The sequence below is a fragment of the Thermomonas sp. genome, assembly GCF_041919455.1.
GTDB lineage: Bacteria > Pseudomonadota > Gammaproteobacteria > Xanthomonadales > Xanthomonadaceae > Thermomonas.
Window position 1 is genome coordinate 25,347 of record NZ_JAYRTQ010000012.1, and the last position, 24,362, is coordinate 49,708.

Below are 24,362 nucleotides of genomic sequence, written 5' to 3' on the forward strand. Positions count from 1 at the left end.
ACGTTAACAAACCCCTTCACGCCGGCATAGCCCGACCAGAGTCCGAAACTGAAGCATTCAGACTTTGCGGGTGGCCTGCCGCTCCCGCCATTGCCCCGGCAGCAGCCCAGCGAGCAGGTGCCCGCCCACCGCGACCCGCACCAGACGCAGGGTCGGCAGGCCAACCGCCGCGGTCATTCGTCGCACCTGGCGGTTGCGGCCTTCGTGGATGGTCAGCTCCAGCCAGGCATCCGGCACGGTCTTGCGGAAGCGCACCGGCGGATCGCGCGGCCACAGGTCGGGAGGATCGATGCGTCGCGCGCGGGCAGGCAGCGTCGGTCCGTCGTTGAGCTGCACGCCATCGCGCAGGGCCTGCAACTGCGATTCGCCGGGATCGCCCTCGACCTGCACCCGATAGGTCTTGGGCTGCTTGTGCCGCGGATCGGTCAGCCGGTGCGCCAGCGCACCGTCGTCGGTGAGCAGGAGCAGGCCTTCGGAATCGAAATCGAGGCGGCCGGCCGCATACACTCCGACCGGCAGCCCGAAGCCGGCCAAGGTGGGCCGTGGCGGCCTCCCAGCGTCAGTGAACTGGCAGAGCACGCCATACGGTTTGTTGAACGCGATCAGCACGGCCCGCGAGTTGAGTCGAAAAGCATCATCGTGAGTCACCGCTATCGGCCGCGCGCGCGGCTTCGAATCTGCGGTGCGCGTGTGTTCTAGCGGGCGGGTTTGCGGAAACGCAACGTCATCCGGTCGCTTTCGCCGATGGCCGCGTACTTCGCGGCATCGCCGCCGTCATGGCGGTTGGTCGGCGGCAGCGTCCACACCCCGTTGGGATGGTCGGCGCTGTCCTTCGGATTGGCGTTGATCTCGCTGCGGGCCTCCAGCACGAAGCCGGCGCGGGTCGCGTGGTCGATGACCAGCGCCTCGGTGAGATAGCCGGACTTCTTCATGGTCTCGAGGTCGGTGCCCGGCCTGGCGCGATGATCGACCACGCCGAGCACGCCGCCCGGCTTGAGCGCCGCGAAGAACGCCTGGAAGTAGGCATCCGTGGTGCCGGCGGCGACCCAGTTGTGCACGTTGCGGAAGGTCAGCACCACATCGGCCGCACCCGGCGCGCCCAGCACCGGCGCCTTGCCGTCGTACTCCAGCCACTGCACGCGGTCGTAGCGCGCCGGACTGGCCGCGAACTTCGCCTGCAGCGCGGCATTGCGCTTGCCGCCGCCGCTGTCCGCCGGCGCGGCACCGGTCGCGGCGACGTAACGGCCGTCATCGCGCAGGTACGGCGCGAGGATCTCGCTGTACCAGCCGCCGCTCGGGCTGATCTCGATGATGGTGGCGTCGGGCTTCACCTGGAAGAAGCCGAGCGTTTCGCGCGGATGCCGGTGCACGTCGCGCAACACGTTCTTCGGGTCGCGCGCCGGATCGGCGATCGCGGCATCGAGCGCGGCATCGGCCTGTGCCGTCGCCGGCTTGGTCGAATCCGTGGCGGCGGTCGATGCACAAGCGGCGAATGCGAGGACGAGGCCGCTGGCGAGCAGGGTGGCGTGGAGGCGGGGCATGGTGGTGTTCCCGTGGGCGAAGGCAGCAAGGGTAGCGCGGCATGGCCGGCGGTGGCCGTGAAACGCGAAGCCCGGCGGGAGCCGGGCTTCGCGGGGGCCGCATGGCGGGCAGGCTCAGCCGGCCAGCGTGGCCAGCGCGGTGTTGAGGGTCGCGCTGGGACGCATCGCCGCCGACAGCTTGTCCAGGTCCGGCTGGTAGTAGCCGCCGATGTCGACAGGCTTGCCCTGCACGGCGACCAGTTCTTCCACGATCTTCGCTTCGTTGTCGGTCAGCGACTGCGCCAGCGGCGCGAACTTCGCCGCGAGTTCGGCATCCGCGGTCTGCGCCGCCAGCGCCTGCGCCCAGTACAGCGCGATGTAGAAGTGGCTGCCGCGGTTGTCGATGGTGCCCAGCTTGCGGCCCGGCGACTTGTCGGTATCGAGGAACTTGCCGTTGGCGGCATCCAGCGCATCCGCCAGCACCTGCGCGCGGGCGTTGCCGGTGGTGTTGGCGAGGTGCTCCAGCGAGGCCGCCAGCGCCAGGAATTCGCCCAGCGAGTCCCAGCGCAGGTAGTTGTCTTCGGTGAACTGCTGCACGTGCTTGGGCGCGCTGCCGCCGGCGCCGGTCTCGAACAGGCCGCCGCCGTTCATCAGCGGCACGATCGACAGCATCTTCGCGCTGGTGCCCAGTTCCATGATCGGGAACAGGTCGGTCAGGTAGTCGCGCAGCACGTTGCCGGTGGCGGCGATGGTGTCCAGGCCCTGGCGGATGCGCTTGAGCGAATGCCGCATCGCCCGGATCGGACTCATGATGCTGATGTCCAGGCCGGCGGTGTCGTGCTCGTTGAGGTACATCGCGACCTTGGCGGTCAGGCCGCGGTCGTGGTCGCGGCGCGGATCCAGCCAGAACACCACCGGCGTGCCGGAGAGGCGCGCGCGGGTCACCGCCAGCTTCACCCAGTCGCGGATCGGCGCGTCCTTGGTCTGGCACATCCGCCAGATGTCGCCGGCCTTGACCGGATGCTGCAGCAGCACGGTGCCGTGTTCGTCGATGACCCGCACGGTGCCGTCGCCGCTGATCTTGAAGGTCTTGTCGTGGCTGCCGTATTCCTCGGCGGCCTGCGCCATCAGGCCGACGTTGGGCACGCTGCCCATCGTCGCCGGGTCGAACGCGCCGTGCTCGCGGCAATCGTCGATCACCGCCTGGTAGATGCCGGCGTAGTTGCGATCCGGGATCACCGCCTTCGCGTCCTGCAGTTCGCCAGCGGCGTTCCACATGCCGCCGCTGTCGCGGATCATCGCCGGCATCGACGCATCCACGATCACGTCGCTGGGCACGTGCAGGTTGGTGATGCCCTTGTCCGAATTGACCATCGCCAGCGCCGGGCGCTGCGCGTACAGCGCGGCGATGTCGGCCTCGATCCCGGCGCGTTGCGCGTCCGGCAGCTGGCCCAGCTTGGCGTACAGGTCGCCGATGCCGTTGTTGGGGTCGAAGCCGATCTCGGCCATGGTGCGCGGATGCTTCTCCAGCACCGGTGCGTAGAAGCGGCTGACCGCGATGCCGAAGATGATCGGGTCGCTGACCTTCATCATCGTCGCCTTGAGGTGCAGCGAGAACAGCACGCCTTTCGCCTTGGCGTCCTCGATCTGTGCGTCGATGAAGGCGGCCAGCGCCGCGGCCGACATCACCGAGGCGTCGATCATCTCGCCGGCCTTCACCGCCACCGCGCCGCGCAGCGGGAACACGCTGCCGGTGGCGCTGGTGTACTCGATGCGCAGGCTGCCGGCATTGACCATCGTGTACGACTGTTCGCTGCCGTAGAAGTCGCCGTCCTCCATGTGGGCGACGTGCGATTTCGAGGATCGCGTCCACTTGCCCATGCGGTGCGGATGCTTGCGTGCGTAGGCCTTCACCGAAGCCGGGGCGCGGCGATCCGAATTGCCCTCGCGCAGGACCGGGTTCACCGCGCTGCCCATGGCCTTGGCGTAGCGCGCCTTGATGTCCTTCTCGCGCTCGCCCTGCGGCTCGTCCGGGTAGTCGGGCAGCGCGTAGCCATGCGCCTGCAATTCCTTGATCGCGGCCTTCAGCTGCGGCACCGAGGCGCTGATGTTCGGCAGCTTGATGATGTTGGCTTCCGGCGTCTTCGCCAGTTCGCCGAGTTCGCGCAGGTCGTTGCTGTTGCGCTGGTCTTCCGGCAGCAGGTCGTTGAACTGCGCCACGATGCGCGCGGCCAGCGAGATGTCGCGGGTCGCCACGTCCACGCCGGCGGTCTTCGCGTAGGCCTGCACGATCGGCAGGAAGCTGGCGGTGGCGAGGAACGGGGCCTCGTCGGTGAGCGTGTACAGGATCTGGGCGGTCATGGCGGCTCGCGGTCACGGCGGAAGGCCGCCATTGTCGGGCTTCGCGTCGCCGCGGGCAAAGACGGGCGCGGCCCATGTGCGGCGGCATGACCTCCGGCAGTGCGCAGCGGCTGGCGATGGGCGCATGGTGGCTACGCCATCACGTTTGGAACGGGGATCATGCCGATGCGTCGTGTCATCCTGCTGCCTTGCCTGCTGGCGACGGCGCTTGCCGGCCTCCCCGGAGAGGCGACCGCCCAGCAGCCGCCCGCCAACCGCCACAAGCCCTGCAGCCAGGCCATGCATCGACAGTTCGATTTCTGGATCGGCGAATGGACGGTCAGCGATCCCGACGGCAAGCCGGTCGGTCGCAGCCGCATCGAGGCCGCGCTCGACCGCTGCGTGATCCACGAGCACTGGACCGGGGCCGGCGGCAGCAATGGCCAGAGCTTCAACATCTACAACACGGCCACCCGCCAGTGGGAACAGTTCTGGGTCGACAACGGCGGCAACCGCCTGCACCTGAAGGGCGAGCTGGTCGACGGGGCGATGGTGCTGCGCGGGACCCAGGACGTGGCGAATGCGAAGACCGGGCTGACCCAGCACGAGCGCATCACCTGGACGCCGAATGCCGACGGCAGCGTGCGCCAGAGGTGGGAAACCTCGACCGACGACGGCAAGACCTGGACGGTCGCGTTCGACGGGATCTACCGCAAGGCCACGACTCCCGCGTCCTGAGTGCTCGCTGCCGCCAAACAGGAAGGGCCCGGTTCGCACCAGGCCCTTCACGTTCGAGGGTAGCCCGCAAACGCTCCAACGCTGGATCCCCGCCTGCGCGGGGATGACGTGCGCGCAGAGGCCCACGCGCATTGCGCGTGGGCGCGCTTACGTCACTTCACGTCGAACTCGCGGGTCTGCACCACGCTGCCGTCCAGCGAGACCTCGACCTTGTACTTGCCGGTCGGCCAGCCGTCCGGCTTGCTGATCTGGAAGTCGGTCACGCCCGTGCCGGCGAAGCCGATGTCGCGGCTTTCCTCGTGCACGGTCTGGTTGCTGTCGACGTGGGTCCACTTCACCCCGAGCTTGCCCGGCACGGTGGCGGCCGGGTCGCTGGTGGCCGTGCTGATCGCAGCGTAGATGGTGTCCTTCGGGGCGAAGCTGGACATCGGCGCGGTGACGCGCATGTCGGCGCCGACCGCGTTGCCCAGGTCGACCGCGCTGACCGAGGCGGTGGCGGGCATCGGCGCGGGCGCCGGCGTGGTCGGCGCGGGCTCGGTCGCGACCGGCGGCAGCGGGGCCGGTTCTTCCTTCTTCTTGCAGCCGACGAGCGCAGCGCTGCCGATCATCGCGGCGAGCATGGTCATCTGGAGGCGATTGGTCTTCATGGGGATTCCTTTCATGTCGTATGGAGAGGGGATGCGATGCGACTGCCGCGCGATGGTCAGTCCTGCGGGATCTTCAGCACCTGGCCCGGCTTGATCCGGTCCGGGTTGTCCAATTGGTCGCGATTGGCGTCGTAGATGCGCTTCCAGTGCTGGCGACCATAGAACTGCTTGGCGATGGTGGACAGGTTGTCGCCCTTCTCCACCGTGTAGGTACGTTCGCCGGTACTGCCCCCGCCGCCTTCGCCGCCGGTGATCGCTTCCGTGGACGTGACCTTCGATTCGACATTGGAGAAATCGGGCTTGACCTGCTCGGTGCTCTGCACGCCGCCCTGCACATTGGAGAAATCGGGTTTCTTGTCGTTGCTCATGCGGGGCTCCTTCCCGGATTCGGGCAGGCGCACGCTGACACGCGTACCGTTAAGGAAACATGTCGGCACCGTGACTGCGGTGCGGCGGCGCGGCTACTGGCGCAGGGTGCGCCGCGCGGTCGGTGCGGCGATCCCGGCGGTGGCGCGCCACGGATTGATGTCCAGCCCGCCGCGGCGGGTGTAGCGCGCCTCCACCGACAGCCATTCCGGCGTGCAGCGTGCCAGCACGTCGACGAAGATCCGCTCGACGCACTGCTCGTGGAACTCGGCATGGTCGCGGAACCCGACCAGGTAGCGCAGCAGGCCGGCGCGGTCGATGCGCGGGCCGCGATAGCGCAGCGCGACATCGGCCCAATCCGGCTGCCCGGTGACCGGGCAGTTCGATTTCAGCAGCGCACTGGCCAGCGTTTCCTCGACGACGTCGTCGAGGTCGGCCAGCAGCAGCGCGGCGTCCGGCGCGTCGTAGCCGTCGATGGCGATGTCGAGCCCGTCGATGCTGTCGGCATCGACCGAGTCTTCGAACGGCGGCAGGCCGAACACCATCGTCACCGGCGCGCCCGCGGCCTGGGTGAGGTCGGCCTCGATCCGCGCGCGCACGGTCTCGGCATCGGCGAAGCGGCTGGCATTGAACGAATTCAGGTACAGCTTGAGCGACTTGGATTCGACCAGGTGCGGCGAATCCGCGGGCACCCGCAGCGTGGCGGTGGCGACCTGCGGCTTGCCGCGCGCATCCAGCCACGACAGTTCGTAGGCATTCCAGCGGTCAAGGCCGACGAAGGGCAGTGGCGCGCCCACCCCGATCGCCTCGCGGCCGAGCCGGCGCGGGATCGGATACAGCAGGGTCGCGTCGTAATGCCGCGGGTAGGCGACCTCGCGGCCGAGCGGGGAGTGGTCGATGTCGCCCACGACGCAGTGACCGCGCTTACTTCACTGCGAACTGGACCAGCGCGATCGGGTTGCCGTTCGCCGCGACCTCGACGTTGTAGGCGCCGACGTCCTCGGGCGTGAACTCGAACACGGTGAATGGCCCCGCGATCGACTTCTGTTCCTCGCGGCGCGAACGGCCATCGTCGTGGAACCAGAAGATCTCCAGCTTGTCGCCCAGCTTGCGGCCGAACTTGGTGGGCACCGAGATGTGCACCTTCTGCCCGGGCTGGAATTCGCGCACTTCGGCGACGATTTCGCCGGCCGGATCCACCTCGCTGCCAACCTTGGCGGCATCGGGCGAGACCAGCACCGACTGGATGCCTTCGCTCTGGTCCTGCACGTCCTTGTTGTCGTCCACCGCCTTGGGGACGTCGGGGCCCTGGCGGTTGCAGGCGACCAGGGCCAGCAGGAGCAGGGCGGATCCGGCGATGCGGAGCGTGGGCGTCATGGACAGGTCTCTGGATCTGGACAAGGGCTGCGATTCTAGGGGACTTCGTGCGCCCGCATGGCCGGTTCAGGCGCCGTGTTCATGGGCGAGATAAGCCGTGGACTGCATCTCCACCAGCCGCGAGGCGGTGCGTTCGAACGCGGCGACCAGGCGTTCGCCTGCATACAACTGCATCGGCAACGCCTCGGCCGTGCACACCAGGTTGACGTGGCGGTCGTACAGCTCGTCGATGAGATGGACGAAGCGGCGCGCCGCGTCGTCGTGGGTGCCGTCCATGCGCGGGATGCCGCCGACCAGCACGGTGTGGAATTCGCGCGCGACCTCGATGTAGTCGGCGTTGCCGCGCGGTCCCTCGCACAGCGCGGCGAAATCGAACCAGCACAGGCCCTTGCTGCGCGCGCGCACCGGGATGCGGCGGCCGTCGATGACGATGCCGGCATCCACGTGGCCGTCGTCGCCGCCCAGCTCGCGCCAGCGTTGCCGGAGCCAGGCATCCGACTCGGCGTCCAGCGGTGTTCGGTACACCGGCGAGCGGGTGAGCGCGCGCAGGCGGTAGTCGGTGTCGCTGACCAGTTCGACGACCTGGCAGTGTTGCTCGATCAGCGCGATCGCCGGCAGGAAACGCGCGCGCTGCAGGCCATCCTTGTAGAGATCGGTGGGTGCGGCATTGGAGCTGGTCACCAGCACCACGCCCTCGGCGAACATCCGCTCCAGCAGCCGGCCCAGCAGCATCGCGTCGCCGATGTCGCTGACGAAGAATTCGTCCAGCACCAGCACCCGCAGCGAGCGCCGCCATTCCCGGGCGATCGCCGCCAGCGGGTCGCGCTCGCCGGCATGATCGCGCAGGCGCTGGTGGACGTCGCGCATGAAGCGGTGGAAATGCGTGCGGCGCTTCTCCGGGAAGGGCAGGCCGGCAAAGAACAGGTCGATGAGAAAGGTCTTGCCGCGGCCCACGCCGCCCCACAGGTAGAGGCCCTGCGGCGCGGGCGCGGGGCCGTTGCCGAACAGCCGCTGGAACACGCCGCGGGTGGGGACCGGTGCCTGCAGCGCGGCATGGATGCGATCCAGTGCGTGCAGCGCAGGTTGCTGCGCCGGATCCTGCTGCCAGTCGCCCCGGGCCACGCCGTCGGCGTAGCGTCGCGAGGGAAGCGTCGGGTCGCTCATGCGGCCGGCGGCACCGGCAGCCAGTCGCGCACGCCGTGCTTCACCGCGCCGCGCAGGTCGATCAGCTTGCGATGGAAGAAGTGGCTGGTGTCCGGCATCTTCACCAGCATCGGTGGGCGCGGCAGGGTGGCGACCCAGTCGAACACCGCGCCGGCGTCCACGATCTCGTCGGCTTCGCCCTGGATCAGCAGCCAGGGGACGGCGGGCATGGCCACGCCGTCGAACGACCAACCGCGCCCGACCGGCGGGGCGATCGAGATCAGCGCGCCGGCGTTCAATTCCACCGCGCCGCGCAACGCCACCCACGCGCCGAAGCTGAAACCGGCCAGCCACAACGCCTTCTCCGGATGCGTGGCGCGCGCCCAGGCGGCGACCGCGCGCAGGTCGTCCAGTTCGCCCTGGCCATCGTCGAAGCTGCCCTCGGACTGGCCGACACCGCGGAAGTTGAAGCGCAGGGTGGCGATGCCGGATTCGCGCAGCGCGCGCGCGGTCATCGTCACCACCTTGTTGTGCATGCTGCCGCCCTCGGTAGGCAGCGGATGGCAGATGATCGCCAGCACCGGCTGCGGACTCGCGTCGGCCTCGGGCAGATCGAGGGCGGCCTCGATGCGGCCGGCGGGTCCGGGGATCAGCAGCGCCTGGTCGGCACCGGCCGGTGCGGCGGGGGATTCGCTCATGCGGCCATGATGCCGGAGGAACGGTGAAATGCCGAAGACAGCCCACGCATCGGCGTCCCGGAAACGCGAACGCCGCCCGCAGGCGGCGTTCGGTCGGAGCAGGTGGGCGCTTACTTGCTCTGCGCCACCATCCATTCCACGGTGGCCTTGATCTGTTCGTCGGTCAGGGCCGGGTTGCCGCCCTTGGCCGGCATCACCCCGGCGCTGCCGGTGAACCCGGTGATCGCCTGGCTGACCAGCTTGTCGATGCCCTGCTCGGCCAGGCGCGCGCCGATCCCGGCCGCGTCCAGCTTCGGCGCGCCGCCGATGCCGGCGGTATGGCAGCCGGTGCAGGTGCTGTTGTTGAAGATCTCGGCACCGTCTGTGCGGCCATCGAACGGGATGTTGGCCAGCAGGGATGCCTGCGCGGCGGCCGCGGCGGCGGCCTGTGCTGCGGCACCGGTCGCGCCGGCATACACGTCACCGGCCGGGGCGATGCGCGCCAGCAGACGCTCATGGGTGGCCGGGTCCACGTTATGCACGACCTTGGTGTTCAGGTAGTACGCGAACAGGATCAGGCCCAGGGTGACCAGCGCCAGGAAGGCGAGGACCATCGAGAAGCGCTTGAGGAATTCAAGGTCGTAGTTGCGCACGATCCACCTGGGTCTGGAGTCTGGCCGAAGCCACCAAACCCCGGATTATCCCAGAACAGCCGGTGCAGCGCGAGATTGCCCGTCCGGAGACCGGGGGCGTGCGCCGTCGCGAAGGTGGACATGTGTTGGAAGCCGGTCCTGCAAGGCCTTGCGCAAGGCGAGCCGGGGGCGCGTATTCAGGTTGATTCAAACGTGTCCTGCGTCAAAGTATCTATTGACACGAAAAGCCGTGATGGCCATAACTAGAGATTGAACGAGTCCTTGTGCGCCGGGGAACAGGCGTGCGCGGACTCTCCTCCGGTGGGGAATCCAGCGCAGGCGACAGGTGCCGCGATCCATGGTCGGCACGGCGCGTTTTTCGCTTCACCGGCAACCGCGGCATACAAATTCAGCTATCGACCTTGGGGGTCAAATGAGCAATATCCGTAACGTGAGCGGGTCGGCGAAGACGAAGCGCAACCGCACCATCAAGCTGGCCCCCATGACCCGTGCGGTGCGCTCCGCGCTGGCCGTTTCGGCGATGGCCCTGGCCCTTGGTGCCAGCGGTGGCGCCTTCGCCGCCGGCCACAAGGTGCCGCAGGCGCAGGTCCTGCAGGTCGAACGCACCACGCTCGATTTCGCCCCGGTGCACGACCTGGCGACCGTCGCCCCGCCGATCTGGATGGAAGTCCCGCCGGAACTCCACCCGACCCTGATCGACGTGTCGGATGTCGGCGACGTGGTGATCGACAACGTCGATCCCATCGACGAGGTCAGCATCTATTACAGCGCGACCGCCATCAGCGGCTACAGCAGCGCAGGCAGCGTCGAGATCACCAACCACGCGGGTGCGGATTTGATGGCCGCCTCGGTCCTGGGCGATGCGATCGGCATCTACGGTTACGCTACGACCGGTGACGTCAGCATCGACAACGCCGCCGACGTGTACGCGTTTTCCGGGTACTACCTGGCCGACGGCATCTTCGCCTCCGGTGCGAATGTCGACGTGGCCAACTCGGGTGCGATCGATGTCTACGGCTACACCTGGGCCGCCGGCATCGAGGCACAGGGTGCCGATTCGGTCTCCGTGACCAATAGTGGCGATATCACGGCGACGGCATCCGGCTTCTATCAGGGGTATGTCTATTCATACCTGTACCAGGCCGGCGGCGTGTTCGCTTACACGCCGGGCGGTGACGCCTTCGGCATCTATGCGACGGCTGGTGAGGGCGGTGCGACGGTCGGCAACAGCGGCAATATCGAGGTCCAGGGCGGTTACGTCACCGGCGTCGAGGTGCAGTCCGGCGGCGACATCGCGGTGACCAACAGCGGCGACATCGTGGCGGGGAATGGCCTGAACGTTAACCAGGTCTATTACTACGACCCGATCCAGGCGGTCTACACCTATTACACCGGCACCCAGGTTGCGACCGGCATCAACGCCACCAGCAATGGCGAAGGCGCGCACGTTGCGGTGAGCAACAGCGGCGACATCACCGCCGACGCGATCTTCGGCGCAACCGGCATCGCGGCGACCTCGGGCGGCTACGGCGGCACCGCCAGCGTGGAGAACAGCGGCGATATCGCCGTCTCGCAATACAACAATGCCGGCTATGGTGCTTATGGCATCGCGGTGTCGGCGGATGGCGACGGCTCGATCGACAACAGCGGCAACATCCAGGTGGCGTCCGGCGGCGCAGCCTACGGCGAGATCGTGTTGTCGTTCGCCGGCGATGCCAGCGTGACCAACTCGGGCGACATCGATGTCGCCACGACCGGCAGCAAGTATTACAACGCGACCGGCATCACGGCCTTCGCGGGCAACGGTAGCGCGAGCGTGGACAACAGCGGCAATGTCTCCGCGTACTCGGCCGGCATTCTCTATTCCTCGACCCGCGCGGTGGACGCGCAGGGCCAGCAGGGCGTGACGGTCACCAACAGTGGCTCTCTGTACGCGAACGGCAAGTACGCCTACGGCGTGTACGCGCAGTCGTCGGGCGGCGACGTGGCGGTGACCAATGCCGATGGCGGCGAGATTGGCTTCTACTCCTACTCGGGCACCGGCTTCGGCGTGCTGGCCATCGCCGCCACTGGCGATGTGAACATTGCCAACGATGGCGTGATCGAAGGCTATGCCTACGGGCAGTCGGCGGGTGTGTTCGGCCTTGCGCAGGAAGGTGACGTGACTGTCACCAGCAGCGGTGCGATCTCGGTGATCACCGGCGGCGACGCGGCAGTGGGCATCTTCGCGCGTGCCGACTATGGCACCGCGACCGTCGACAACAGTGGCGACATCTACGCCAGCGTGATTGGCGTGAACGGTTTCTACGGCGATGTGGCCTACGGCATCATCGCCCGCGGCAACTACGCCGAGGTGAGCAACTCCGGCAACATCGAGGCGACCGGCTATTACGCCGTGGCCGGCATCGTGGCGAACTCGTATTACGGCACGACGGTGAACAATACGGGCGGCAGCATCGACGTGTTCGCGATGGGCACGGCGTACGGCATCGACGCGCGCTCCTCGTATGGCGACGTGACGGTGAGCAACGCCAGCGACATCGATGCCGCCGGTTTTTATCTCGGTGCCAAGGGCATCAACAGCTATGCCTACGGCGATGTCGCCATCGACAACAGCGGCGACATCTATGCCGGCTCGCTGGGTGGCGATTCGATCGGCATCTACGGCTACTCGGTGGGCGGCGACGTCAGCATCGACAACAGCGGCGCCATCACCGCGATCTCGTACTACGGTCTGGCCGACGGCATCTTCGCCTCCGGCGCGAACGTCGACGTGGCCAACTCCGGCGCAATCGAGGTCTACGGCTACACCTGGGCGGCCGGCATCGAGGCGCAGGGCGACGACAGCGCAACGGTCGACAACAGCGGCGACATCACGGTGATCGCCCCGGGCTTCCTGCAGGTCCAGGACTACTCCGGCGTGATCGGCTACGCGCCGGGCGTGCAGGCGTTCGGCATCTACGCGACCGCCGGCGAAGGCGGCGTGGCCCTGACCAACAGCGGCAACATCTCGGTCGACTCGGGCTACGTCACCGGCATCGAAGTGCAGTCCGGCGGCGACGTCAGCCTGAGCAACAGCGGCGACATCGTCGCGGGTTCGGGCTTGCAGTACTACTACAACGCGACGAACTACTACACGTACTACTTCGGCACCCAGGTCGCGACCGGCATCAACGCCACCAGCAATGGCGAGGGCGCTTCGGTCGACGTGACCAACAGCGGCGACATCACGGCTGACGGCATCTTCGGTGCCAGCGGCATTGCAGCCACGTCCGGCGGCCTGTACGGCACCGCCAGCGTGGACAACAGCGGCAATGTCAGCGTCTCGCAAAACCAGAAGTACGGCTACGGTGCTTACGGCATCGTGGTGTCGGCGGATGGCGACGGCACGATCGACAACAGCGGCACGATCGACGTCTACTCGGGCGGCGTTGCCAGCGGCGCCACCGCGCTGTCCTTCGCTGGTGACGCCAGCGTCACCAACAGCGGCGACATCAACGTCGCGAACAGTGCACAGCTGTACTACAACGCGACCGGCATCGTGGCATTCGCCGGCAACGGCGACGCGATGGTCGACAATAGCGGCGACATCAATGCCATCAGTCAGTACTGGGCGACCGGCATCGACGCGCGAGGCTTCGGCGACGCGACCGTCGAGAACAGCGGTTCGGTGTACGCGAACGGCGGCAAGTATGCGTTCGGTGTGTACGCGACCGCCGGCACCGGGAACGTCTCGGTCACCAACACCGACGACGGCGAGCTCGGCTTCTACTCCTACAGTGGCCGTGGCTGGGGCGTGTTCGGTTACGCCAACAACGGCGACGTGAACGTCACCAACGACGGCGCGATTTCCGGTTACGCCTATGGCCAGTCGGCAGGCATCTTCGGCCTTGCGGGTCTGGGCGACGTCAACGTCACCAATACCGGTTCGATCGAAGCGATCACCGGCGGCAACGTGGCGGTGGGCATCTTCGCCCGAGCCGACTATGGCACCGCGTCGGTCAACAGCAGCGGCGACATCTGGACCAGCGTCGAGGGCGTGAACGGTTACATCGGCGATGACGCCTACGGCATCCTGGCGAGCGGCGAATACGCGCAGGTCGCCAACTCCGGCAGCATCTACGCGTTCGGCATCTACTCCGCCACCGGCATTGCGGCGCGCTCCTTCTACGGCACCACGGTCACCACGACGGCGTCCAGCGAGATCGAGGCGTATTCGCTGCTGGTCACGATCGGCATCGAGGGGCGTTCTGAATACGGCAACGTCAGCGTGACCAATGCCGGCGACATCGCGGTCGAGGGCGTCCTGAGCGGCGGCGTCGGCATCCAGGCCTACAGCGGGCTCGGCAATGTGTCGGTCGCCAATTCGGGCGAGATCACCGCCAGTTCGGAATATGGCACCGCGATCGGCATCACCGGCTACTCCGTGGCCGGCAACACGACGGTTTCCAACAGCGGCACGGTCGAGGCCACCGGCTACTACGGCGCCTACGGCATCGCCGCCCAGTCCTACCTGGGCACCGTCACGGTCGCCAATGGCAGCGCCGGCCACGTCCATGCGTCGGCCCCGAGCTATGCCTACGGCATCTTCGCCAACGCCGATGGCAACGTGACCATCAACAACGCAGGCAGTGTGTCCGCCAGCGCCGATGCGGGTGGCCATGCGGCAGCCGTGCTGATGCAGTCGCTGTACGGTACGAGCACGTTGAACAATGCCGCCACCGGCGTCATCAGCGTCGTGGGCACCGATGGTGATGCGTTCGCCGTGCTCGGCAGCGACACGGTCGATACCATCAACAACAGCGGTCGCATCACCGGTGCGCTCGCCCTTTACGCCGGGAACGACGTGTTCAACAACGGCGGCGGCGGTGTGTGGAGCACGGGCGGCACCCAGAGCACCGATTTCGGCGACGGTAACGACACCCTCAACAACCTGGCCGGTGGCTTGGTCGACATCCTCACCGGTGCGATCACCTTGGGCGCGGGCAACGACACTCTGGCCAATGCCGGCACGGTGCGGACCGGTACCGGCGGCACCATCAGTTTCGGCGACGGCAACGACAGCTTCACCAATGCAGCAGGCGGCCTGGTCGACGTGGTCGGCGGTACGGTGGCGATGGAGGCCGGCAACGACACCATCACCAACTTCGGCACGTTCCGCCTCACCGGCGGCACGGTGACGATGGGCGCCGGCACCAACGCGTTCACCAACGCGGGCATCCTCAAGGTGCTCGGCAGCAGCTCGGTGGACGTGGGCGTCGGCGGCACCCTGACCAATGTCAACAGCATCGACCTGATCGACGGCGCGGCCAACGACACCCTGACCCTGACCGGTACGCTGGCGGGCACCGGCGCGCTGAACATTGACCTCAGCCTGCCGACCGGCACCGCGGATCAGCTGCTGGTGACCGGCAACGTCGCGGCCAATGCGGTGCAGACGGTCAACGTCGCGTTCGCGGGGCTGCCGACTACCGCGCGTACCTCGGCGGTGTTCGGTCGAGTCAGCGGCACGTCGGTGGCGTCGAACTTCGTCGGCGGGCAGATCTTCGGCTACAGCCCGGCTAACTTCCTCGACCTGGACCTGACCGTCAGCAGCCAGATCAACACGGCCAACACGGCACCCGACCTGTTCTCGGTCAACGTCGACGTGGTCGGCCTGAGCGACAGCGGCTCGCTGGCGGCTTCGGTGGCGTCCGGTGCGGCCGGCTTCCTCAACGACCAGGTCGGCACCTTCCGCCAGCGCCTGGGCGTGAACCCGTACGGCGATGCCGGCAAGGTGATGAGCGCCTTCGTCCGCGTCTACACCAGCGAAGGCGATGTCGACCAGGCGCACGTGGCGGCGAACTTCGGCCAGGGCGGCAACTTCGCCTTCGACCAGACCAGCTGGGGCCGCGAGGTCGGCGTCAACGCCAACCTGTTCGGCAACTTCCACGCCGGCGTGGTGCTGGGCACGGCCGACAGCCGCCAGCGCCTGACCGGTGCCGGCATGGGCCAGAACCGCATGGACGGCATGACCTGGGGCGCGTATGCGACCTGGTACGTGCCGCAGGGCTTCTATGTCGACTTCACCCATCGCCAGATGGCGGTGGACGTGGAATCGACCTCGATCGCCGGCCTGCTGCAGACCCGTGCGCACACCTCGTCGAAGAGCCTGGAAGCGGGTTACGAGTGGGCCGTGGGCGGCTTCAACATCGTCCCGCAGCTGCAGTACACGCGGACCGAAGTGGAAGACATCCGCGCGATCGCGTTCGACCGCGCGACCTTCGAGGGCCACGGCGGCACGTCCGAACGCGGCCGGGTGGGCGTGGAGATCAACAAGACCTTCACCTCCGGCAACCTGCGCTGGACGCCGTACGGCTCGCTCAACGCGATCCGCGAGTTCGACGGCGAGATGAATTACACCGTGGGCAACAACTTCTTCGGCGCCACCAGCACCAAGGGCACCAGTGCGATGGCGGAACTGGGCCTGGGCCTGCAGTCCGGCGGCTGGGGCTTCACCCTCGGCGCCAACTGGACCGACGGTGGGGTGGTGAAGAGCGCGGTCAGCGGTCAGGCCAATATCCGCTTCGCCTGGTAATTGATTGACGGGGCGGGCCCGGATCCGGGCCCGTCGTCTTGCAGTAGAGCAGTCGGGATGCACGTGACGAACGAGAACACGCAGGAAGAACCGCAGGTCCAGGGACAGCAGGACAAGCCGGAACTGGAAACGGGGTTGGACACGGTGTCCGCCGACGTGCCGGCACCGGCCGGTGCAGAGCAGAAGAAGCCGCTCGACATCACCAAGCTCAAGGTCGAAAAATCCTGCTCGCGCGGGCTGGCCGGCTGGCTTGCCCAGCATCGGCTCTCGCTGGCCATCACCTCATACCAGACCGGCCGCATCTACCTGGTCGGCAGCGACCAGAAGGGCCGCGTCTCGTTCTTCGAGCGCATCTTCGAGCGTGCGATGGGCGTGGTCGGCAACGCGCAGCGCATCTACCTGGGCGGGCTGTACCAGCTGTGGCGCTTCGAGAACGTGCTGCGCCCGAACGAGGTCATCCACGGCCAGTTCGACAAGTGCTATGTCCCGCGCAACGCCCAGACCATCGGCGACCTCGACATCCACGAACTCGGCATCCGCAAGAACGGCAAGGTGGTCTTCGTCAACACGAAGTATTCCTGCCTGTCCGAGCTCAGCCAGACCCACAGCTTCAAGGCGATCTGGAAGCCAACCTTCATCAGCAAGCTGGCGCCCGAGGACCGGTGCCACCTGAACGGCCTGGCGATGGTCGATGGCGAGCCGAAGTACGTCACCGCCGTGTGCAAGAGCGACAGCGTGGATGGCTGGCGCGACCGCCGCCGCGACGGCGGCGTGGTGATCGACGTGCAGACCGACGAGATCGTCTGCGAAGGCCTGTCGATGCCGCATTCGCCGCGCTGGCACAACGGCCGGCTGTGGGTACTCAATGCCGGCACCGGCCACCTCGGCTGGGTCGACTTCGAGAAGAAGGCGTTCGTGCCGCATGCCTCGGTGCCCGGCTTCGCGCGCGGGCTGTCGATCATCGGCAACGTCGCCGCGGTGGGCCTGTCGAAACCGCGCAACCAGCGCTTCGAAGGCCTGCAGCTGGACGACGAGCTGAAGAAGCGCGACGCCGAGCCATGGTGCGGCGTGCAGATCATCTCGCTGACCAATGGCGACGTGATGAACTGGATCCGCTTCGAGGGCGACATCAGCGAAATCTTCGACATCGCCTTCCTGCCGAACGTGAAGAACCCGATGATGATCGGCCTGCGCACCGCCGAGATCCGCGACCTGATTACCTTCGAATCCGACCTGCCTGCAGCGGAGGCGAGCGCCGCATGAACCAGATCCGCAACACCCTGCTCGCGTTGACCGGCGGCATGCTGCTGCTCGGCGCGCAGCAAGCGGCGGCACAGTCGGCGGCGGCGAAACCCGCGCCGGCGACACAGGCGCGCCCGGCGCAGGATCCGGCCGCGGACGCGTTCAAGGCCTGGGACAAGGATGGCAACGGCAACCTGTCGCTGGTCGAATTCCGCACCGGCTGGCAGCAGGTGCAGCGCGCCGCCGAGCTGCAGGCACGCCTGCGCCACCAGTTCGGCACGGTGGACGCCAACAAGAACGATGCGATCGACCCGGCCGAATACGGCAACCTAAAGCTGGTCCAGAATGCCGGCGCGAAGGCGCCGCAGATGTCGGTGTTCGATGCCAACCGCGACGGCAAGCTGGGGTTCGGCGAGTACGTGAAGCTGGTGCAGGCGCTTGCGCCCGATGCCGGCAAGGCCGCCGCCAAGTGAAGATCGAGATCGTCCCGGTCTGGAAGGCCCTGTCGCCCGAACTGGCGGCGGAGCTGGTGGCGTTCTGGCGCGACCAGAACGCGATCCAGAACGAGGCGGCCGCGACCCGTCGCACCGAGCAGGCGGTGTGCATCGCCCGCGATGCCGATGGCGCGCTGTGCGGCGTGGCCACCGCGATGATCAAGGTGCTGCCGCGCCTGCGCCAGCCGATGTACTACTACCGCCAGTTCTTCGCCAGGTCGTTGCGCGGGCAGCACCAGGAACTGGCGTTCTACCGCCGCGCGAAACAGATCCTGCAGGACTACAACGCCGGCCTGGACAAGGCCGAGTCGCTGGGCATCCTGCTGGAGGTCGAGAACGCCAAGATCGCAGCGGCCTACAAGCGCGCGCACGAGCCGGGCTTCGACGCCACCTTCATCGGCTATTCGCCGCGCGGCCTGCAGCTGCGCGTGTCCTATTTCGAGGACGCGGTGCTGCTGGCGCCCACGCCATTGCGCGCGCCCGCCGCCGTTCCCGGGACACGCCGCGTCGGCGGCGCCCGGCCCGCACCATCCATTCCCCGGCACGGTAACGGCCGGTCCTGATCACCACGGAGAACGCGCCATGAAAGCCCAGATGAGTTTGTTGAGCCTCGCCATCGCTTCCGGCCTCGCCCTTTCGGCGATCCCCGCCGAGGCTGCCGGCAACCTGAAGTCAGCCGCCATCAGCCGCGCCAACGTGCTGCTGGGCGCGAACGGCGCCAGCGCCATCCGTGCCGCCAACGGCGACGTGTTCGCCGCGCGCGAGGCGATCGTCGATGCCGACGGCACCGAGCATGTGCGCTTCCAGCGCAGCTTCCGCGGCCTGCCGGTGATCGGCGGCGACTTCGTGATGCATTCGCGCAACGGCAAGCTGCGCAACGTGAGCCAGAGCCTGAAGAGCGCGGCGCGCCCGAACCTGGTCGCCACCTTCGGCAGCGACGAGGCGATCGTGGAAGCCGGTGCCCGTTTCGGCAGCAAGTTCTTCGGCGCGCCGACCTCCCGTTTGGTGGTCTACGCACGCAGTGCCAGCCCGGTGCTCGCCCATGAAGTCGTGTTCAAGGGCGTCAAGGCCGACCAGACCGAAACCGAGATGCACTACTTCGTCGACGCGCGCAGCGGCCGCATCCTCGACCAGTGGGATACCGTGCACACCGCCAAGCCCGGCCCGGGCGGCAGCAGCTGCAGCGGCGCGACCGCCGCGGTCGGCAGCGGCAAGAGCCTCACCTCCGGCACCGTGGTCCTGAACACCACCAAGTGCGGCACCAGCTTCCAGCTGGTCGACTCGACCCGCGGCGGCGGCAAGACCCACAACATGTCGATGAAGACCGCTGGCATGGGCGCGGTGTTCACCGGCACGACCAATGTCTGGGGCAATTTCCTGGTCGGCAATGCGCAGACCGCGGCGGCCGATGCCCATTACGGCGTGGCCACCACTTGGGATTACTTCAAGAACATCCATGGCCGGCTGGGCATCGGCAACGACGGCGTGGGTGCGATCAGCCGCGTGCATTACGGCCGCAATTATGCCAACGCCAGCTGGAGCGACGGCTGCTTCTGCATGACCTTCGGCGACGGCGACAACGGCGCGACGATCCTGCCGCTGGTTGCGCTGGATATCGCCGGCCACGAAATGTCGCATGGTGTGACGAGTCGCTCCGCCGACCTGATCTACAGCGGCGAGTCCGGTTCACTCAACGAGTCCACCTCGGACATCTTCGGCACCCTGGTCGAGTACTACGCGAACAACGCCAACGATCCGGGCGATTACGTGATCGGCGAGGAGCTGTTCCTCAACAACGCCAACATGTCGCAGGCCATCCGTTACATGTTCAAGCCCAGCCTGGACAACGGTTACTCGCAGGATTGCTACGACCCGGCCACCACGCCGACGTACGAGGTGCACGGCGGTTCCGGCATCGGCAACCACTTCTTCTACCTGCTGGCGGAAGGCGCGGTCGTTCCGGCCGGTTTCGGCGCAGGCACCTGGGCCAACCTGAGCGCGTCCTCGATCGTCTGCAACGGCAATACCAGCCTGGTCGGCATCGGCCGTGCGGCCGCCGGCAAGATCTGGTACCGCGCGCTGACCGTGTACATGACCTCGAGCACCAACTATGCCGGCGCCCGCGCGGCAACGCTGAGCGCCGCGACCGACCTGTACGGCAATGGTTCCACGCAGTACAACGCGGTCGCCGCCGCATGGAGCGCGGTCAGCGTCAACTGACCTCGCGCAGCGGCATCGCGTGAACGGACGGCCCGCGCAAGCGGGCCGTTTCGTTTGCCGATGACGCTCCCCTGCAACCGTGCGAGAATGCGCGTCCGCGGCGTTCGCCGCAGACCATGCGCCCGTAGCTCAGCCGGATAGAGTAGTGGCTTCCGAAGCCATTGGTCGGGGGTTCGAATCCCTCCGGGCGCGCCATACACTGAGTCGCAAGGAGGTCGGGATTTCCCCGCCCTCGCGCACAGCGCTCGGGCGTTCGCCAGCGCGCAAGCCGATGGCTTGCAGCAGCGCTGGCTTACCCTCCGGGCGCGCCATACACTATGTTGCAACGAGGTCGGGATTCCCCTGCCCTCGCGTTCAGCGCTCGGGCGTTCGCCGTTGCGCAAGCCGATGGCTTGCAAGCGCGACGGCTCACCCCTCCGGGCTCGCCATCCTTCGCAGGTTCGATGCCCCACGACCGCGACTTCGCCGAGCGACCCGTTGCCGAACCCCAGTGGCGCGAGCGCTTGCGCCTGTACTGGGCGTTGGTGCGCGGCGATCGGCCGATCGGCTGGCTGTTGCTGCTGTGGCCCACCTGGTGGGGGCTGTGGCTTGCGGCGAAGGGCATGCCACCACTCTGGCCCTTGGTAGTCTTCTCGCTGGGTGTCTGGCTGACCCGCTCTGCCGGTTGTGTGATCAACGACTACGCCGACCGCTGGCTGGATCCGAACGTCGAGCGGACGAAACAGCGACCGCTGGCGACCGGCGCGGTCACCGGCCAGGAAGCGCTCGCGGTCTTCGCCGTATTGATGCTGGTCGCGTTCGCGCTGGTGCTCACCCTGAACCGATTGACCATCTGGATGAGCGTGGTCGGCGTGCTGCTGGCTGCCAGTTATCCCTACCTCAAGCGCTACACCTACCTGCCGCAGGTCTACCTGGGCATGGCCTTCGGCTGGGGCGTTCCGATGGGCTTCGCCGCGCTCACCGGCGAGGTGCCGCCGATCGCCTGGGTGCTGTACGTCGCCAACATCTTCTGGGCTACGGGCTACGACACCTGGTATGCGATGGTGGATCGCGACGACGACCTGCGGATGGGCGCGAAGTCGACGGCGATCCTGTTCGGCGACATGGACCTGGTCGCGCAGGGCGTGCTGTACGCGGGCATGTTCGCGGCGCTGGCACTGGTCGGGCGCGACGCGGGTATGGGGATGTATTACTGGGGCGGCCTGGGCCTTGCCATGCTGCTGGTCGCTTGGCAGTTCGGTATCGCCCGCGGTCGCGAGCGCGATGCCTGCTTTCGTGCCTTCGTGCACAACCACTGGGTGGGCATGGCAGTGTTCGCCGGCATCGCCGCGGATTTCGGGTTGCGCGGCACCGCCGCTGTCGCCTGAAAGCGGGTCACGCGACCCGCGCACAGACCCAGGCATCGACCCGTTGCACGCCAGCCCGCTGCAACACGCGGGCCGCGGCATGCAGGGTGGCGCCGGTGGTCATCACGTCATCCACCAGCACGACGTGGGCCGGCAACGCGATCCGCGCATCGACATGGAATGCGTCGCGCAGGTTGCGCTGGCGGGCATCGGCGTCGAGGCGCGATTGCGCACGGGTGCGCATGCGTCGTCGCAGTGCCCGGTCGAGCAGCGGAATGCCCAGCGCGCGCGCCAGCGGGCGGGCCAGTTCCAGCGCTTGGTCGTAGCCACGGCCGCGCAGGCGCGCGCGGTGCAGCGGGATCGGGATGACGGCGTCGGGACGCGGCAAGGACGGGAGTCGGTCGGTCATGCATTGCACCAGGACCCGGCCTGCGGCGAAGTCGCGATGGAACTTGAGCCGCGGCAGCAGCCGATCCAACGGAAAGGCGTAATCGAACACCGCATGCGCCTCGCCGAGTGGTGGCGGTGACTGCAGGCACAGTCCACAGGTTCCGGGCTGCGGCATCGGCAGGGCACAGCGCAGGCAGGCCGGTCCTTGCCAGGGCAGCGTGGCGTGGCAGGCAACGCAGAGATCGCGGCCGTGCGCCCCGGGTTCGCCACACACCATGCAGCGCAGCGCGAACAGCCAGGGCATCGGGGCGGCCAGGCAGCCGTCAACTTTTCCGGGGAGTGATTGGTTGACGGTGCCGGCCATGCATTCCAGACTGCCGATCTCATCGTGCAGTGTCTGTCGGGAAACTCCCATGCCCCACATCAGTGAATTCCCCGTCCGCCACGACTGGTCGCGCAGCGAGGTCGAAGCCCTGTTCGACCTGCCGTTCACCGAATTGCTGCATCGCGCCGGCAGCGCGCACCGGCAGCACTTCGATCCCGCCGAAGTACAGGTCAGCACCCTGCTGTCGGTGAAGACCGGCGGTTGCCCGGAGGATTGCGGCTACTGCCCGCAGGCGGCGCGCTACCACACCGGCGTCGATGCCACGAAGCTCATGGCCACCGAGGACGTGGTGGCGAAGGCCAGGCAGGCGAAGGCCGCCGGTGCGTCGCGCTTCTGCATGGGCGCGGCCTGGCGCTCGCCGAAGGATCGCGATGTGCCCAAGGTCGCGGCGATGATCCGCGAGGTCAAGGCGCTCGGCCTGGAAACCTGCGCGACGCTCGGCATGCTCTCCAGCGAACAGGCGCATGCGCTGAAAGACGCAGGCCTGGACTATTACAACCACAACATCGATACCGATCCCGAGTTCTACGGCGACATCATCCACACCCGCGAGATGCAGGATCGCCTCGACACCCTGTCGCACGTGCGCGATGCCGGCATGAAGACCTGCTGCGGCGGCATCGTCGGCATGGGCGAATCGCGGCGACAGCGCGCGGGTTTGCTGCAGACGCTGGCGAACCTGCCGGCGCATCCGGATTCGGTGCCGATCAACCGGCTGGTGCAGGTCGAAGGCACGCCGCTGGCCGGCACTGCGGAACTGGATCCGTTCGAGTTCGTGCGCAGTATTGCCGTTGCCCGCGTCCTGATGCCGGCGTCGATGGTGCGCCTGTCCGCCGGCCGCGAATCGATGAGCGACGAACTGCAAGCGCTGTGCTTCGCCGCCGGTGCGAATTCGATCTTCTACGGCGAGAAGCTGCTGACCACCGGCAACCCCGACACCGAGCGCGACATGGCGCTGTTCGCGCGCCTGGGTCTGCGACCGATGCAGGTCGAGGGGGCGAAGGACGACAGCATCGACGCGTGCACGACCACGGTCCACGCCGGCATCACCGAAGCGGCCTGAGCGATGTCGCGGGTGTCGTTGGGCGAACGCGTGCTCGCGTTGCGTGCGCAGCGCGAGGCCGCGCATCGGCGGCGTCGCATCCGCACAGTCGCGCGCCGCGAAGGCGTGCGTTGCGAGGTCGATGGGCGCGAGCTGCTGAACTTCTGCGGCAATGACTACCTCGGCCTGGCGCAGCATCCGCGGGTGATCGCCGCATTGCGCGATGCGGCCGGCGAAGGCGCCGGCAGCACCGCCTCGCACCTGGTCTGCGGGCACGGTGCGCAACATGCCGCACTGGAAACCGAACTCGCCGACTGGTTGCAGGCACCACGTGCCTTGCTGTTCGGCAGCGGCTACATGGCCAACCTCGCGGTGGTGCAGGCATTGCTGGGCGACGGCGACGCCTGCGTGCAGGACAGGCTCAACCATGCCTCGCTGATCGATGCCGCGCGGCTCGCGGGTTGCGCGCACAAGCGCTATCCGCATGCCGATGCCGATGCCGCCGAGCGACAACTGATATCGCACGCAGGCGGTGCGGCACTGCTCGCCAGCGACGGCGTGTTCTCGATGGATGGCGATCTCGCGCCGCTGCCTGCGCTTGCGGCCATTGCGCGCGAACAACAGGCCACCCTGTACATCGACGATGCGCATGCCATCGGCGTGATCGGCACTGCAGGTCGCGGCAGCATCGATACCGCCGGCCTCGACAACAAGGACGTGCCATTGCGCCTGGTCACCTTCGGCAAGGCGTTGGGAAGCGCGGGTGCCGCCATCGTCGGCGACGCCGACCTGATCGCGCATCTCGCCGAGACCGCGCGGCCGTACATCTACACCACCGCGCTGCCACCCGCGCAGGTCGCCGCCACGCGCGAGGCGGTGCGCATCGCGCGCGCGGGTGATGGGCTGCGCGAACGCTTGCACGCCAACATCGAACGATTGAAATCCGGAGCACGGGCGCGTGGACTTCGACTGATGGCTTCGGAGACGCCGATTCAGCCGTTGCTGGTCGGCGATGACGCCGACGCGGTGGCGATGGCCGCGGCACTGGAAGCGCAAGGTTATTGGGTTGCCGCGATCCGTCCGCCCACCGTGCCGGGGGGCAGCGCGCGCCTGCGGATCACCCTGAGCGCCGCACACGACGCATGGCAGGTCGATGGCTTGCTTGATGCGCTCTCCCGTGCACGCGACGCGGTAGCGCCATGACC

Annotated in this window: 20 protein-coding genes and 1 tRNA gene; 10 read left to right on the plus strand and 11 right to left on the minus strand. The window is 67.6% G+C overall.

Features of this window, described 5'->3' with window-relative positions; translation table 11 throughout:
* Window positions 1–57 precede the first annotated feature (57 nt).
* The 3 genes from ACE3T8_RS10050 to ACE3T8_RS10060 form a co-directional block, all read right to left on the minus strand.
* Complete coding sequence (locus ACE3T8_RS10050; protein WP_374609017.1) at window positions 58–609, minus strand: pseudouridine synthase; 552 nt, start codon at window positions 607–609, stop codon at window positions 58–60.
* A gap of 86 nt (window positions 610–695) precedes the next feature.
* Entirely contained in the window at window positions 696–1,541 is an 846-nt protein-coding gene (locus tag ACE3T8_RS10055) for a class I SAM-dependent methyltransferase (protein ID WP_374609019.1), read from the minus strand.
* A 114-nt stretch (window positions 1,542–1,655) separates the two neighbouring features.
* On the minus strand, window positions 1,656–3,881 hold the full coding sequence (locus ACE3T8_RS10060) for an NADP-dependent isocitrate dehydrogenase (protein ID WP_374609021.1): 2,226 nt from the start codon (window positions 3,879–3,881) through the stop codon (window positions 1,656–1,658).
* Window positions 3,882–4,046: 165 nt separating this feature from the next.
* Here ACE3T8_RS10060 and ACE3T8_RS10065 point away from each other — a divergent pair, with 165 nt between their 5' ends.
* Window positions 4,047–4,598, plus strand: a complete 552-nt coding sequence (locus ACE3T8_RS10065; RefSeq protein WP_374609023.1) for a hypothetical protein — start codon at window positions 4,047–4,049, stop codon at window positions 4,596–4,598.
* A gap of 152 nt (window positions 4,599–4,750) precedes the next feature.
* On the opposite strand, the gene ACE3T8_RS10070 is transcribed toward ACE3T8_RS10065, so the two are convergent.
* The 7 genes from ACE3T8_RS10070 to ACE3T8_RS10100 form a co-directional block, all read right to left on the minus strand.
* Window positions 4,751–5,245 carry a hypothetical protein gene (locus ACE3T8_RS10070; protein WP_374609025.1) on the minus strand — a complete coding sequence of 165 codons (495 nt, stop codon included), beginning with the start codon at window positions 5,243–5,245 and terminating at the stop codon, window positions 4,751–4,753.
* A 56-nt stretch (window positions 5,246–5,301) separates the two neighbouring features.
* Window positions 5,302–5,613, minus strand: a complete 312-nt coding sequence (locus ACE3T8_RS10075; protein WP_374609027.1) for a LysM peptidoglycan-binding domain-containing protein — start codon at window positions 5,611–5,613, stop codon at window positions 5,302–5,304.
* A gap of 93 nt (window positions 5,614–5,706) precedes the next feature.
* Window positions 5,707–6,519 carry an NADPH-dependent 7-cyano-7-deazaguanine reductase QueF gene (gene queF / locus ACE3T8_RS10080; protein ID WP_374609029.1) on the minus strand — a complete coding sequence of 271 codons (813 nt, stop codon included), beginning with the start codon at window positions 6,517–6,519 and terminating at the stop codon, window positions 5,707–5,709.
* Between the two features lie 16 nt (window positions 6,520–6,535).
* Window positions 6,536–6,988: a hypothetical protein gene (locus ACE3T8_RS10085; protein ID WP_374609031.1), complete on the minus strand. Its 453-nt coding sequence runs from the start codon at window positions 6,986–6,988 to the stop codon at window positions 6,536–6,538.
* 66 nt (window positions 6,989–7,054) lie between these two features.
* Window positions 7,055–8,152, minus strand: coding sequence for a cell division protein ZapE (gene zapE, locus ACE3T8_RS10090; protein ID WP_374609033.1), 1,098 nt, complete (start codon window positions 8,150–8,152; stop codon window positions 7,055–7,057).
* Window positions 8,149–8,829 (minus strand): alpha/beta hydrolase, encoded by a 681-nt coding sequence (locus tag ACE3T8_RS10095; protein WP_374609035.1) that lies wholly within the window; start codon window positions 8,827–8,829, stop codon window positions 8,149–8,151. The genes zapE and ACE3T8_RS10095 overlap by 4 nt, the downstream gene beginning before the upstream one ends.
* Before the next feature lie 110 nt (window positions 8,830–8,939).
* Complete coding sequence (locus tag ACE3T8_RS10100; RefSeq protein ID WP_374609037.1) at window positions 8,940–9,461, minus strand: cytochrome c5 family protein; 522 nt, start codon at window positions 9,459–9,461, stop codon at window positions 8,940–8,942.
* A gap of 412 nt (window positions 9,462–9,873) precedes the next feature.
* On the opposite strand from ACE3T8_RS10100, the gene ACE3T8_RS10105 reads away from it, so the two are divergent.
* From ACE3T8_RS10105 to ubiA, 7 genes are all read left to right on the plus strand, one after another.
* Window positions 9,874–16,038, plus strand: coding sequence for a hypothetical protein (locus tag ACE3T8_RS10105; protein WP_374609039.1), 6,165 nt, complete (start codon window positions 9,874–9,876; stop codon window positions 16,036–16,038).
* Window positions 16,039–16,095: 57 nt separating this feature from the next.
* Window positions 16,096–17,301: a TIGR03032 family protein gene (locus ACE3T8_RS10110; protein WP_374609041.1), complete on the plus strand. Its 1,206-nt coding sequence runs from the start codon at window positions 16,096–16,098 to the stop codon at window positions 17,299–17,301.
* Window positions 17,298–17,753 (plus strand): hypothetical protein, encoded by a 456-nt coding sequence (locus tag ACE3T8_RS10115; protein WP_374609043.1) that lies wholly within the window; start codon window positions 17,298–17,300, stop codon window positions 17,751–17,753. Before ACE3T8_RS10110 ends, ACE3T8_RS10115 begins: the two co-directional genes overlap by 4 nt.
* Window positions 17,750–18,337: a hypothetical protein gene (locus tag ACE3T8_RS10120; protein ID WP_374609045.1), complete on the plus strand. Its 588-nt coding sequence runs from the start codon at window positions 17,750–17,752 to the stop codon at window positions 18,335–18,337. The genes ACE3T8_RS10115 and ACE3T8_RS10120 overlap by 4 nt, the downstream gene beginning before the upstream one ends.
* A 19-nt stretch (window positions 18,338–18,356) precedes the next feature.
* The gene (locus tag ACE3T8_RS10125) at window positions 18,357–19,994 is read left to right on the plus strand and encodes a M4 family metallopeptidase (protein WP_374609047.1); all 1,638 of its coding nucleotides are present in this window, start codon (window positions 18,357–18,359) and stop codon (window positions 19,992–19,994) included.
* A gap of 118 nt (window positions 19,995–20,112) precedes the next feature.
* Window positions 20,113–20,189, plus strand: a tRNA-Arg gene (locus ACE3T8_RS10130).
* A 248-nt stretch (window positions 20,190–20,437) separates the two neighbouring features.
* Window positions 20,438–21,361, plus strand: a complete 924-nt coding sequence (gene ubiA / locus ACE3T8_RS10135) for a 4-hydroxybenzoate octaprenyltransferase (RefSeq protein ID WP_374609049.1) — start codon at window positions 20,438–20,440, stop codon at window positions 21,359–21,361.
* A 7-nt stretch (window positions 21,362–21,368) separates the two neighbouring features.
* Here ubiA and ACE3T8_RS10140 read toward each other — a convergent pair whose 3' ends face one another.
* The gene (locus ACE3T8_RS10140) at window positions 21,369–22,034 is read right to left on the minus strand and encodes a ComF family protein (RefSeq protein ID WP_374609095.1); all 666 of its coding nucleotides are present in this window, start codon (window positions 22,032–22,034) and stop codon (window positions 21,369–21,371) included.
* A gap of 109 nt (window positions 22,035–22,143) precedes the next feature.
* Here ACE3T8_RS10140 and bioB point away from each other — a divergent pair, with 109 nt between their 5' ends.
* Together bioB and bioF are read left to right on the plus strand one after the other, a co-directional pair.
* Window positions 22,144–23,178, plus strand: coding sequence for a biotin synthase BioB (gene bioB / locus ACE3T8_RS10145; RefSeq protein WP_374609051.1), 1,035 nt, complete (start codon window positions 22,144–22,146; stop codon window positions 23,176–23,178).
* A 3-nt stretch (window positions 23,179–23,181) separates the two neighbouring features.
* Entirely contained in the window at window positions 23,182–24,360 is a 1,179-nt protein-coding gene (gene bioF, locus ACE3T8_RS10150) for an 8-amino-7-oxononanoate synthase (protein WP_374609053.1), read from the plus strand.
* The last annotated feature ends 2 nt before the right edge of the window (window positions 24,361–24,362 follow it).

Coding starts and splice junctions, on each gene's coding strand:
- ACE3T8_RS10065 (WP_374609023.1), top strand. CDS start 4,047: ATGCGTCGTGTCATCCTGCTGCCTTGCCTGCTGGCGACGGCGCTTGCC.
- ACE3T8_RS10070 (WP_374609025.1), bottom strand. CDS start 5,245: ATGAAGACCAATCGCCTCCAGATGACCATGCTCGCCGCGATGATCGGC.
- bioB (WP_374609051.1), top strand. CDS start 22,144: ATGCCCCACATCAGTGAATTCCCCGTCCGCCACGACTGGTCGCGCAGC.
- ACE3T8_RS10105 (WP_374609039.1), top strand. CDS start 9,874: ATGAGCAATATCCGTAACGTGAGCGGGTCGGCGAAGACGAAGCGCAAC.
- ACE3T8_RS10140 (WP_374609095.1), bottom strand. CDS start 22,034: ATGCCCTGGCTGTTCGCGCTGCGCTGCATGGTGTGTGGCGAACCCGGG.
- ACE3T8_RS10085 (WP_374609031.1), bottom strand. CDS start 6,988: ATGACGCCCACGCTCCGCATCGCCGGATCCGCCCTGCTCCTGCTGGCC.
- ACE3T8_RS10060 (WP_374609021.1), bottom strand. CDS start 3,881: ATGACCGCCCAGATCCTGTACACGCTCACCGACGAGGCCCCGTTCCTC.
- ACE3T8_RS10110 (WP_374609041.1), top strand. CDS start 16,096: ATGCACGTGACGAACGAGAACACGCAGGAAGAACCGCAGGTCCAGGGA.
- ubiA (WP_374609049.1), top strand. CDS start 20,438: ATGCCCCACGACCGCGACTTCGCCGAGCGACCCGTTGCCGAACCCCAG.
- ACE3T8_RS10125 (WP_374609047.1), top strand. CDS start 18,357: ATGAAAGCCCAGATGAGTTTGTTGAGCCTCGCCATCGCTTCCGGCCTC.
- ACE3T8_RS10075 (WP_374609027.1), bottom strand. CDS start 5,613: ATGAGCAACGACAAGAAACCCGATTTCTCCAATGTGCAGGGCGGCGTG.
- bioF (WP_374609053.1), top strand. CDS start 23,182: ATGTCGCGGGTGTCGTTGGGCGAACGCGTGCTCGCGTTGCGTGCGCAG.
- ACE3T8_RS10095 (WP_374609035.1), bottom strand. CDS start 8,829: ATGAGCGAATCCCCCGCCGCACCGGCCGGTGCCGACCAGGCGCTGCTG.
- zapE (WP_374609033.1), bottom strand. CDS start 8,152: ATGAGCGACCCGACGCTTCCCTCGCGACGCTACGCCGACGGCGTGGCC.
- ACE3T8_RS10115 (WP_374609043.1), top strand. CDS start 17,298: ATGAACCAGATCCGCAACACCCTGCTCGCGTTGACCGGCGGCATGCTG.
- ACE3T8_RS10055 (WP_374609019.1), bottom strand. CDS start 1,541: ATGCCCCGCCTCCACGCCACCCTGCTCGCCAGCGGCCTCGTCCTCGCA.